Raw genomic sequence first — 12,154 nt, 5'->3', positions numbered from 1 at the left:
GGAATTGAAAAAAGACTGCCACAGGATTTCTCGACAGTCTTTTATCTAAACGCGTTATTCTAATTCAGTATCAATCGTTTCTGGATCGATCATGCTATATCCTTTGTCTCTTAAACCTTTCACAATATCCGCTAGACCTGCAGCAGTCCAATCTCTATCATGCATCAATAAGTTTGCACCATCTTGTAGAAGCGGTGAATTCACCATGATATCCGTAATCGCTGCCTTGTTTTGGTATTCTTTATTCCAATCATACCCGTAAGTCCAGTTCATCAACAGCATGCCTTCCTCTTTTACTAATGCTTTTGAAAAGTCAGTATTAGATCCGAAAGGAGCTCTGAAGAATTTCGGACGCTCGCCGATAACTTCTTCAATCATATCATTTAACTTTACGATTTCCTCACGCTGTTTTTCTTCAGATAGAGATTTTAAGTCCGAGTGGCTCATCGTGTGATTTCCAATCTCAAATCCCATATCATGAATTTCTTTTACATTCGCTTTTTCTTCTTCTGTATCCATAAAATGACCATTAACAAAGAAGATAGCTGGTGCATCAATTTCTTTTAGCGTTTTCGCCATTTCGACCGCATGCTTATCTGGAGCATCATCAATGGTAAGAAGAACAGCCTCAGACTCAGCATCGCCAATTGGTTCTAACCCCCAGAAAGCCGGATTCAACGCATACTTCTTTTCTACTTCTTCCTCAGGTTTTGTTTCTTCCTCTTTCGTTTCTTCCTTGTTTTCTTCTTTTTTATTATCTTCTTCCTTATTATCTTCTTTGTTGTTTCCTTCTGAATTCTGACTTTCTTCGTTAGTTGCAACTTCTTTGTCTTTTTCGCTTGCGCTTTCTTCAGCATTTGAGTTTGCATCGGTTGAACATGCAGCAAGCAGAATTAATACAAGCACCGATAATAATTGAATTACTTTCTTCATTCTCTCCCTCTCCCCTACATCTAGTCTTTTCTAATCATAAACGAATGTATTGAAAGTAGAAAGAGAAGAATGTCACATTTAACCAATCATATTTTTCAAATTTCGACATTATTCTGACTTATCTTCTGACATGCTAAAATACTTTACAAGCTAAATTTCAACCCATATACTAGACAACGTGCCTTTTTCTGGACCGAATATTTGGCTAAGTAAAATCAGGGGTCGTGTTAAACGTTCGCATATTTTTCTGAACCCGGGGGCAACATTTAGTACACATAGTATTTATTTATCTCTTACATTACCCGGAAGATTCACGATGTTTGAATAACAACTAAAAAGTATTGATCGAAAGGTGTGATTTACAATGAATAAGCTTACGAGAGTATTTATGATCTCTGCTGCATTGACCCTCATCTTCATCATTTGGGGTACAATCGCTCCAGAGTCTCTAAATACTTCTACATCAACCGTTCAGACGTTTTTACAAGTGAAGTTTGGATGGTTCTATTTATTAGCAGCTTCAGCATTTCTTATTTTTGCGATCTACCTCATCTTTTCTAAATTCGGTAGAATTCGTTTAGGTAAAGATTCAGATCGTCCAGAGTACAGCACGATTACCTGGTTCGCCATGTTGTTCTCAGCAGGAATGGGTATCGGTCTAGTTTTCTGGGGTGTAGCTGAACCAATGTTTCACTACTATACACCACCAGCAGGAGCTTCACCGGAATCTGATCAAGCAGCAAGGCTTGCATTCCGATATAGCTTCTTCCACTGGGGCTTACACCCATGGGGCATTTACACAGTAGTAGCACTTGCTCTTGCCTACTTTAAGTTCAGAAGAGGCGCACCAGGCGTTGTGAGCGCTGTGTTCCACCCATTACTTGGTGACCGAGTATATGGACCGCTTGGAAAGCTAATCGATGTTATCGCGGTATTTGCTACAGTATTTGGTGTAGCTACGTCATTAGGTTTCGGGGCATCTCAAATTGGTGGAGGAATTTCATATTTAACAGATGTTGAGAACTCATTTACGACACAACTAGTCATCATTCTAGTTGTAACAGTTCTTTATATGATTTCTGCAACAACTGGTATTTCTCGAGGTATTAAATATTTGAGTAATACAAACATTGTCCTTGCCATTTTACTAATGTTCTTCTTGCTATTTGCAGGACCTACAAACTTTATTATGGATCTCTTCACTTCAACGCTAGGTTCTTATATTCAAAACTTACCTAGCATGAGCTTACGTATGCGTCCATTCGAAGGTTCATCTTGGATTCAAAGCTGGACAATCTTCTATTGGGCTTGGTGGATTGCATGGGCACCATTCGTTGGTACCTTTATCGCCCGTGTTTCAAAAGGTAGAACGATACGTGAATTCGTTCTAGGCGTACTACTTGTACCAACAATCTTCGGTGGCCTTTGGTTCTCTGTATTCGGTGGTTCTGCAATTTCACTCGATATGGCAGGCACTGGAGTTTACGATATTATTAGTGACCAAGGGATGGAAGTCGCATTATTCGCGGTTCTTGAGCAATTCCCACTTGGTACATTTATGTCTGTTCTCGCTATTTTGCTTATCAGTACGTTCTTCATTACATCTGCAGACTCTGCTACGTTCGTTCTTGGTATGCAAACAACTAATGGAAGCTTGAACCCATCAACAGGCGTTAAGCTTACATGGGGCGTCATTCAGTCTTCTGCTGCTGCAGTATTGCTATGGTCAGGTGGACTAGGAGCCCTTCAAACGGCATCCATTATCGCTGCCTTTCCGTTTGCAATTATCATAATCGGTATGATCATCTCATTACTGAAAGCATTCAAGGAAGAAAAGCTCCCTTCTCGCCCACCTAAAAAAGATGAATAACAAAATGAAATCCCCCTACCTTTGCAGGTGGGGGATTTTTAGTTTATCTATAAACCCTGATTAGTGTTCCGTATACCGTAGGAGTTTCAATACCTTTTGCCTTGTTTTCATATTACACATATTTATGTTGATTGGAGCAGAAGGATGCTCCAATCCTGCGGGATGCGAGGGACAGGTGAGCCCACAGGAGCGTTTTTCAAGACCAGGAGGCTCACCGCCCGCCCCGCGGAAACGAGGATCCTGTAGCGCCAATCACCACCATACCCGTGCAGATGGTCCTTAGGACTTTCTCGACAATGTGGAAATCCCCAAGGTGGGGGATTTTTTTTATATATGGTAGAACGTTTCGATAAGGATAAATGCTAACGTCGAAGCTCCTGTAACAAGGAGGACAGTCTTAAATTCAGGAATGAGCCTCACTGTCGACGTTACAATCACATATAAAAACATGAGGATCATAATGCCTTTAAAGAAAGGTCGATCATGAGAAGAAAGGTGTAAGACGACGACTAAAGCGCTCCATGCAGCTATGTGAAACAATAGAACGATTCCCATTCTAGCCAAGCCCTCTCACCCCCATTTAACCTATATGCTCTAATTCCTATCCGTATGCTTTTCTAGCATACAAAAAAGCCCTGGTTCGATGACCAGGGCTTCCCTTTAATTATTTATGCAATGTGGATTGGTGTTCCAATTGCTACTTCAGCAGCTTCCATCGTGATCTCACCAAGAGTTGGGTGAGCATGGATTGTAAGTGCGATATCTTCAGCTGTCATACCAGCTTCAATTGCAAGACCTAGTTCTGCAATCATGTCAGAAGCATTAGGACCAGCAATTTGAGCACCGATTACAAGACCATCTTCTTTACGAGTGATAAGCTTCATGAAGCCTTCACTGTCGTTAAGAGAAAGCGCACGTCCGTTAGCACCGAACGGGAATTTAGATGCTTTTACTTCGAATCCTTCATCTTTTGCTTCTTGCTCTTTATAACCAACTGAAGCTAGTTCTGGTTCACAGAATACAACTTCAGGAATTGCAAGATAATCGATTTCAGCAGCTTCGCCACTAATTGCTTCAGCAGCAACTTTACCTTCGTAAGAAGCTTTGTGTGCTAATGCAGGACCTTCAACGATATCTCCAATTGCATAGATGTTGTCAAAGTTTGTGCGGCACTGCTTGTCGATCTTAACAAGACCTTTATCAGTCATTTCAATGCCAAGTTCTTCAAGACCAATTTCTTCAGTGTTAGGCTTACGCCCAACTGTTACAAGAACATAGTCAGCGTCGAACGTCTTCGATTCACCTTTAATTTCAGCTGTAACAGTAACACCTTCATCAGTTTCTTCAACGCCTTGAGCCATTGCTTCAGTAATGATTTCGACATTACCTTTCTTCTTAAGACGACGAGAAACAAGCGTGCTCATTTGCTTTTCGAAAGTAGGCAGGATTTGCTTAGAACCTTCAAGGATCGTTACTTCTGTACCGAAGTTAGCATATACAGAACCAAGTTCGATTCCGATATAACCTCCACCGATCACTACCATTTTCTTAGGTACTTCATCAAGTGCAAGAGCCCCAGTAGAAGAAATTACGCGCTTGCTCCATTTGAAGCTTGGAAGTTCGATCGGACGAGAACCTGTAGCAATGATACAGTGGTTGAACGTGTATGTTTGAGAGTTCTTATCATCCATAATACGAACAGTGTTCTTATCTACAAAGTATACTTCACCACTGATTACGTCTACCTTGTTAGCTTTCATCAAGCCTTCAACGCCACCAGTAAGCTTGTTTACAACAGAAGTTTTCCACTCCTGTACTTTCTTCATGTCTACAGATACGTTTTCAGCTGTGATTCCGATATCATCAGAATGCTTAGCGTCTTCGTATTTGTGTGAAGCATTGATAAGTGCTTTTGAAGGGATACACCCAACGTTAAGGCAAACTCCACCGAGAGTTCCTTTATCAGCAATTGCTACTTTTTGACCCAGCTGTGCAGCACGAATTGCTGCTACATACCCACCAGGTCCAGCTCCTACTACAAGTGTGTCTAGTTCGATTGGAAAATCTCCTACTACCATAATTTTACGCCTCCATCATTAAGAGTTGTGGATCGTTCAACAGACGCTTGATGTGATTTAGTGCTAATTGAGCAGTTACACCATCAATTAGTCTGTGGTCGTAGCTGATTGAAAGAGCAAGTACTGGTGCTGCAACGATTTCACCATCGATAACAACTGGCTTCTCTTCAATACGACCGATACCAAGAATAGCAGCGTCAGGGTTGTTGATGATCGGCGTGAACCATTGTCCGCCTGCAGAACCCAAGTTAGAAATTGTGCACGTGCTGCCTTTCATATCGTCCCCTGATAGTTTACCATCACGAGCTTTTTTAGCCAACTCATTAATTTCTGCTGAAACATTAAGAAGTGGCTTACGATCAGCATCCTTAACAACAGGAACAACTAATCCAGCGTCAGTATTAGCGGCAATACCAATATTGTAATAATGCTTGTGTACGATTTCGTCAGTTGAATCGTCAATTGAAGCATTAAGCATAGGGAATTCACGTAAAGCAGATACAAGTGCTTTAACTACGTATGGAAGATACGTTAGCTTAACATCTTTGTCAGCAGCGTACTGCTTGAATTTCTTACGGTGAGCAACGAGATCTGTTACAACAACTTCGTCCATGTGTGTAACGTGAGGAGCAGTATGCTTGGAGTTAACCATAGCTTTTGCGATCGCTTTACGCATACCTTTCATTTTCTCACGAGTTTCAGGCTGTGCTGATGCAGCAGGAGCTGAAGTTGCTGATGTTGATGCTGCTTCTTGCTCTTGTCCTTTCGCTTCAGTTGTTTCTTCTGTCGCTTCAGATGGAGCAGCTGCTTCTTGGCCACCACCACTGAGGTGATTATCGACATCTTCTTTAAGTACGCGACCGTTCTTACCAGATCCAGATACTTTAGAAATCTTCACACCGTTTTCGCGTGCATATTTACGTACTGCAGGCATTGCGATAACGCGTTTTGTAGGATCAGCGTCTTCTTCTTCATCCTCTGCAGGCGTTTGTTCAGCACTTTCACTCTTAGGAGTTTCTTTTGGCTCCTCTTTCGGTTCTTCTTCAGCTTTAGGCTCTTCTGGAGATTCTTCTTCAGAACCATCATCGTAACCCTCAGCGTCGAATGTGATGACTACATCTCCAACTACGACTGTAGCTCCTTCTTCAGCGTGAACGTCTTTAACTGTACCGTCTACGGGAGAAGGGATTTCTACAACAGCCTTGTCGTTTTGAACTTCAGCAAGGATGTCATCTTCTTTAACTTCGTCACCCTTTTTAACGAACCACTTTACGATTTCACCTTCATGGATACCTTCACCGATATCCGGCATTTTGAATTCATATGCCACAGGACTTCGCCTCCTATTTGTAAAAAAATTAGCTTATATAAGGTCTAAAGCGAAGTGCAAATGCACTTCACTTCATTATTTTTTATCCAAGTTAACTCTAATTAAAAGTTAACGACTGTTTTTGCTTTTTCGATAATATCAGTATGATCTGGAAGCCAAACATCTTCTGCAGCAGAGAAAGCAAACACTGTATCAGGTGCCGTAACACGTAGTACAGGAGCTTCTAGGCTAAGAATCGCACGGTCATTGATTTCAGCAACGACACTTGCAGCAATTCCAGCTTGTTTTTGTGCTTCTTGTACAACGATCGCACGGTTTGTTTTCTCAACAGAAGCGATGATCGTATCGATGTCTAGTGGGCTAACAGTACGTAGATCGATAACTTCAGCATTAATTCCCTCTTTTTCAAGCTCTTCAGCAGCTTTAAGAGATGCTTGAACCATCGCACCGTACGTTACGATCGTTACGTCTGATCCTTCACGCTTCACATCAGCTTTACCAATTTCAATTGTATATTCTTCCTCTGGTACTTCTTGACGGAAAGAACGGTATAATTTCATATGCTCAAGGAAAATAACTGGGTCGTTATCACGAATCGCAGAAATAAGAAGTCCTTTTGCATCATAAGGATTTGATGGGATAACTACTTTAAGACCAGGCTGTTGAGCCATAAGCCCTTCAAGGCTATCTGCGTGAAGTTCAGGTGTTTTAACTCCTCCACCAAATGGAGAACGTACAGTGATCGGAGCGTTGAAAGAACCACCAGAACGGTAGCGTAGACGCGCCATTTGACCAGAAATTGCATCCATAACTTCGTAAACGAAACCGAAGAACTGGATTTCTGGAACTGGTCTGAAGCCAGTAAGTGCAAGCCCGATTGACATACCGCCAATTCCTGATTCTGCTAGTGGAGTATCGAATACACGATCCTCACCAAATTCTTTTTGAAGTCCTTCTGTCGCACGGAATACGCCGCCGTTTTGACCTACATCTTCACCAAATACAAGTACGTTCTCGTCATTCTTTAACTCGATACGCATTGCATCAGTGATTGCTTGAATCATTGTCATTTGCGCCATAGCTTACTTCGACTCCTTTGCACTATATTCTTCGTATTGCTCGCGAAGGTTCTGAGGAAGCTCTTCGTACATAATACTCATTAGATCTGTTACTTTTTGCTTCGGAGTTTTGTCTGCTTCTTTAATGGCAGCTTTGATTTCTTCCTTCGCCTTTTCAACTACTTCATTTTCTTTATCTTCGGACCAAAGGTCTTTGCTTTCAAGATATTTACGGAAACGCACGATCGGGTCTTTTTTCTCCCATTCGCTGTCCAAGTCTTCTGAACGGTAACGAGTTGGATCATCACCAGCCATTGTATGTGGACCATAACGGTAAGTCATCGTCTCGATAAGAGTTGGACCTTCACCGTTGATTGCGCGCTCACGAGCATCAGTAACTGCTTTATAAACAGCTAATACGTCCATTCCATCTACCTGAACGCCATGAATTCCAACACCCACTGCTTTTTGAGCAATCGTCTTAGCAGCAGATTGCTTTTCAACAGGTACTGAAATCGCAAAGCGGTTGTTTTGAACAACAAAGATTGCAGGAGCAGCATAAGCACCAGCAAAGTTCATTCCTTCGTAGAAATCACCTTGTGACGCACCGCCATCACCAGTGTAAGTGATCGCAACGTTTTTCTTGCCTTTTTTCTTAAGTCCTAGTGCAACACCAGCAGTCTGAGTAATTTGAGCTCCAATGATGATTTGTGGGCTCAACATGTTAAGTCCGTCTGCTTGGTTTCCTACAAAGTGTCCACGAGAGAATAAGAACGCTTTATATAGAGGAAGTCCGTGCCAAATTAGCTGTGGTACATCACGGTAACCTGGAAGAATCCAGTCCTCTTTATCAAGTGCAAACTGACTTCCTAATTGAGAAGCTTCTTGACCTGCTGTTGGAGCATAGAATCCTAGACGTCCTTGACGGTTCAAAGAGATTGAACGCTGATCAAGAATACGAGTATAAACCATGCGGCGCATAAGTTCTTGAAGTTGCTCATCAGTTAGTTCTGGCATAGCCTCTTCATTAATAATCTCGCCGTTTTCATTTAGAATTTGGAACATTTCGAATTGGCCTTCAATGTTTTCGAGGGTTTTTGTCCCCATACCTTTCACCTCATCCTTTCATTCATAAAGAGATAAATTATTAAATTGCTTGTAGCAATTATGAGTGGGTCGTTCAGTTTTCAGACATATCTAGCATGTCCATTTAACCTTTATTAAATGACAGTTTGTCTTGATTAATTTGTGCCACCAAAGACAACACTCAATTTCATACCCTTATTTCTAAAGAATTAATCCCTAGTACTATGTACTACTACGTTTTTAAAGCTGTATCAGTAAATATAAGGGAGTGCTTCTCTTCATGAGTAAGTTCGTTTTTTAGTTTACAATACAGTATCTATATAGTCAATTATTAGGTTTGAAAAATAAACTTTTAGGAAACACACAAAACTGTTATAACCGCGAATATAGAACTGTATCAATACAACGAGTTGTGTTTTATAACGATGCAATTAAAAAAACCGCCCTTTAAAATAGAGCGGTTTTGTGTTATTCACCATAATTAACATTTAAGTCTGCGGCTTTATAAAAAGCTTTTTTGGCTTCGTTGAATTCAGTTGTATACTTATTGAACTCTTCTTTTTGCTTTGAGACTTTTGTATATTGTTCGTTCACTTTCTTGATTTGCTCTTGCAGCTGCTCAAGCGTAAGCTCTTTATCTTGCAGCATCGTGTAGAGCTTCTTATCTAGCTCGATCGCTGCTTTGTATTCTTTATAAAGGCTTTGGTATGCATCGTAGCGCTTATCCATCTTATCGATAAGTGCTTCAGCACTTTCTTGAACGTTCTCATCTTCAAGGTCTCCACGTAAGTCTTTCGTATTTTCAAACTCTTCGTATGCCTTGTCGATACTTTCTTTCTCGTTGTTCAAGTATTCCAGTCTCTTCTTAGTGAGTGCTTCAGCTTCAGTTGAAAGTGATTTGATCTTATCAAACTCATCCATACTTAAAGCAACGATCTCATCGTAAAGTTCCTGTTCTTTCTTTTCAGCTTTCGCGAGTGGTGCTTGCTGTTCTCTAAATTGATCCTCCAGAGCTACAGCTTCTTCTAAATGGTTATACATCTTTTCCTCTGTACTCTCACCGAACTGACAACCTACCAGGATGAGAAAACAGAAAAAAAGAGAAATGATTCCTACTCGGTTAACTCGTGACAACAATAGTCCCCCCACATCTCCAATTAATACCAATGATTTCATATCTTTGATTACTATACCATATTCTATCATCCAATAGAACAGTCGTTTTATCACAAATTTAACCTTCTATTTATTTCTATAAAGCTCTCCTTATCCAATACCAGCACACTGTTCATTTTCTGATATATGTTATGATGATAAGTCGTATGCTAAACTGTTATGTAGATGTTGATGTACCCATATTTAAGGTAATTCAGTATAATGAAATGTGAGAGTCCGTGATGATAGGAGTGAACATGAATATGTTAACAATGAAAGATATACGTAGAGAAGGAGATCCAATCCTCACTCAAGTTGCAAAAGAAATTGAACTTCCTGCTTCAGAGGATGAAAAGAAGATTCTCCGTGATATGCTTCAATTTCTAATTAACAGCCAAGATCCTGAGACAGCAATAGAGTATGAATTACGTTCAGGTATCGGTATCGCTGCACCACAAATCGGAATAGGCAAAAGAATGTTTGCCGTTCATGTGACAGATCATAGAGGGACCCTTTATAGCTATGGCATCATGAATCCTAAAATCATTAGCCATTCTGTTGAAAAAACCTACTTAGAAGGTGGCGAAGGTTGTTTGTCAGTGGATCGAGAAGTGCCTGGAGCTGTACCTCGGTATGCAAGAATTACAGTAAAAGGAACAGATATAGAAGGAAACCCACTTAAGTTAAGGCTAAAAGGACTGCCATCTATCGTCGTTCAACACGAAATCGATCATTTAGATGGTGTTATGTTTTACGACAGAATCGATGAAGAAGAGGCAAAAGAAATTTCACCTCTTCAAAGATAGAAAAAAGGAATCGCGCAAAGCGCGATTCCTTTTTATTATAATAGTCCTGCTTTTATCAAACCATTTCGAATGCCATCTTCATCTACAGGGTCTGTAACAAAATCCGCTGCATCTTTTGCTTCTTGATAGGCGTTCCCCATCGCGATACCTGTTCCTGCGTATTTAAGCATTTCAATATCGTTTAGAGCATCTCCGAATGCATACGTATTTTCACGTTTGAAGCCTAGGTGAGAAATCATGGCTTCGATTCCTCTTGCCTTTGATCCTCCAGGAGGAATAACGTCCATTGAAAAATCATGCCAGCGAATAAAATCAAAATTACCGTACGCATCTCGATAATTCGATTCTTCTTCACTTTGACAGAACAATAACGCCTGATAAATTTCACGGTCATGATAGTAGGTAGGATTATAGCCAGGATAGTGCATCTTCAAATCATCCATGCTTTTCATGATGTGAGGATGCTCATCGTGATTACTCATCATTGCCTCATGGTCAAGAAACACCATAGGATGACCGTTTTCCTTAGCTGATTTTTCAAGAGAAATAATTTCTTCTCTGCTAAGAGGATTCGTCTGTACGATGTCTTCTTTATGCTTCACATACTGTCCGTTAAAGCTTATGAAAGAATCGACCGCTAACTCCTCTCTCAAGCCTCTGAACATAAATGGCGCTCTCCCTGTTGCGATTGCTACAGTGACGCCCTTATTTGTTAACTCTTTAAGTGCATCTCTTGTTGAAGTTGGAATTTGTTTATCGTGATCTAGTAATGTTCCATCTATATCGAAGAAAACAATTTTATCATTCATCATTTCTCTCACCTATCTTTTCTATTTATGCTGATTTTCTTAGAGTATTACGTTCTGTCTTTGTCGTCCGGCCCGATAAATAGACACCGGTAAAAATAAATAACAACCCTACAATCATTGTGAGTGTCACAGCTTCACCAAGGTAAGCGCTCCCCCAAAACAATGCAGTGACAGGAACAAGGTATGTTACGAGCGTAGCGTACTCAGCACTTCCTTTTTGAATCATATAAAAGAAGAGAAGATAGGCTATGCCAGAACCAAACACCCCGAGTCCTATTAGCGATATTAGGATATCACGTTCCATGATCGGCGTAAATGAAGGAGCATCTCCAGTAATTAACATTATGATCATACCACCAACTGCGCCGACCGTTAGTGTCATGATTGCCATAATATCAACGGGAACGTGTGCAAGATTCTTCTTCGCAAACTGTGAAGCATAGCCATAGCAAGCAGTGGCAATCAACATGGGTACTACTCCAACCCAATCTTCTTGAAAGAAAGAGCTTATATCAAATTCTATAAGGAATAGAATGCCGATAAAGCCTATAATAACTCCTGACAACTGCCTCGCCTTAAGAACTCTTGAGAAGAACAGTGCCCCTAAAATTCCTGTAAATAAAGGAGTCGTGGCATTTAATGCAGCAGCTAGACTGCTTGAGATTCGCACCTCGCTAAACGCAATCAGTCCCCATGGTATAAGTGCGTTCAACATTCCGACTAGAATCAAGCTTCCCCAGGGGAGCTTATTAAACAAGTTGCTGACTCGCCTTTTAACAATGAGATAACCCAGTATTGCTACTGCACCAAATAAACAACGATAGAATACTACGCCCATGGGTCCTACAACAGGCACGAGTATTTTGATAAACATGAATGACATTCCCCATATCAAACTTAGTGATAGCAGGGCGAGCAACAGCCTCATTCATTCCCCTCCTCAATCGATTTGTACCACTTTATCTTACATGAAGAGGATACTCTTGTCTCTTCATTCATTTCCATCTGTTTCCTAACTATTTTTTTAGT

At 40.8% G+C, this 12,154-nt stretch carries 11 protein-coding genes; 2 read left to right on the top strand and 9 right to left on the bottom strand.

Annotation, left to right across the window (positions count from 1 at the left end):
• Positions 1–54: 54 nt before the first annotated feature.
• Positions 55–933 carry a polysaccharide deacetylase family protein gene (locus LCM09_RS11440; RefSeq protein ID WP_224881698.1) on the bottom strand — a complete coding sequence of 293 codons (879 nt, stop codon included), beginning with the start codon at positions 931–933 and terminating at the stop codon, positions 55–57.
• 364 nt (positions 934–1,297) lie between these two features.
• On the opposite strand from LCM09_RS11440, the gene LCM09_RS11435 reads away from it, so the two are divergent.
• Positions 1,298–2,803 (top strand): glycine betaine uptake BCCT transporter, encoded by a 1,506-nt coding sequence (locus LCM09_RS11435; RefSeq protein WP_224881696.1) that lies wholly within the window; start codon positions 1,298–1,300, stop codon positions 2,801–2,803.
• A 327-nt stretch (positions 2,804–3,130) separates the two neighbouring features.
• Here LCM09_RS11435 and LCM09_RS11430 read toward each other — a convergent pair whose 3' ends face one another.
• The 6 genes from LCM09_RS11430 to LCM09_RS11405 form a co-directional block, all read right to left on the bottom strand.
• Positions 3,131–3,367, bottom strand: coding sequence for a hypothetical protein (locus tag LCM09_RS11430; RefSeq protein ID WP_224881694.1), 237 nt, complete (start codon positions 3,365–3,367; stop codon positions 3,131–3,133).
• 104 nt (positions 3,368–3,471) lie between these two features.
• Positions 3,472–4,881, bottom strand: coding sequence for a dihydrolipoyl dehydrogenase (lpdA, locus tag LCM09_RS11425; RefSeq protein ID WP_224881692.1), 1,410 nt, complete (start codon positions 4,879–4,881; stop codon positions 3,472–3,474).
• 4 nt (positions 4,882–4,885) lie between these two features.
• A complete protein-coding gene (locus tag LCM09_RS11420) occupies positions 4,886–6,211 on the bottom strand; it encodes a dihydrolipoamide acetyltransferase family protein (RefSeq protein ID WP_224881690.1) in 1,326 nt (441 codons plus the stop codon).
• A gap of 101 nt (positions 6,212–6,312) precedes the next feature.
• Positions 6,313–7,290, bottom strand: coding sequence for an alpha-ketoacid dehydrogenase subunit beta (locus tag LCM09_RS11415; protein WP_224881688.1), 978 nt, complete (start codon positions 7,288–7,290; stop codon positions 6,313–6,315).
• A 3-nt stretch (positions 7,291–7,293) separates the two neighbouring features.
• Positions 7,294–8,376 (bottom strand): pyruvate dehydrogenase (acetyl-transferring) E1 component subunit alpha, encoded by a 1,083-nt coding sequence (pdhA, locus tag LCM09_RS11410; protein ID WP_224881687.1) that lies wholly within the window; start codon positions 8,374–8,376, stop codon positions 7,294–7,296.
• A gap of 447 nt (positions 8,377–8,823) precedes the next feature.
• A complete protein-coding gene (locus tag LCM09_RS11405) occupies positions 8,824–9,489 on the bottom strand; it encodes a YkyA family protein (protein WP_224881685.1) in 666 nt (221 codons plus the stop codon).
• Between the two features lie 284 nt (positions 9,490–9,773).
• On the opposite strand from LCM09_RS11405, the gene def reads away from it, so the two are divergent.
• The gene (gene def / locus LCM09_RS11400; protein WP_224882975.1) at positions 9,774–10,316 is read left to right on the top strand and encodes a peptide deformylase; all 543 of its coding nucleotides are present in this window, start codon (positions 9,774–9,776) and stop codon (positions 10,314–10,316) included.
• A gap of 35 nt (positions 10,317–10,351) precedes the next feature.
• Here the strand turns inward: def and LCM09_RS11395 are convergent, their stop codons facing one another.
• Together LCM09_RS11395 and LCM09_RS11390 are read right to left on the bottom strand one after the other, a co-directional pair.
• Positions 10,352–11,125 (bottom strand): Cof-type HAD-IIB family hydrolase, encoded by a 774-nt coding sequence (locus LCM09_RS11395; protein ID WP_224882973.1) that lies wholly within the window; start codon positions 11,123–11,125, stop codon positions 10,352–10,354.
• A 25-nt stretch (positions 11,126–11,150) separates the two neighbouring features.
• A complete protein-coding gene (locus LCM09_RS11390; protein WP_224881683.1) occupies positions 11,151–12,053 on the bottom strand; it encodes a DMT family transporter in 903 nt (300 codons plus the stop codon).
• Positions 12,054–12,154 lie beyond the last annotated feature (101 nt).

The organism is Guptibacillus algicola (genome assembly GCF_020171805.1).
In the GTDB taxonomy this organism is placed as follows: Bacteria; Bacillota; Bacilli; order Bacillales; family Guptibacillaceae; genus Guptibacillus; species Guptibacillus algicola.
Note: the sequence above shows the minus strand (reverse complement) of the source record. Positions and strands in the feature narration are given on the sequence as shown.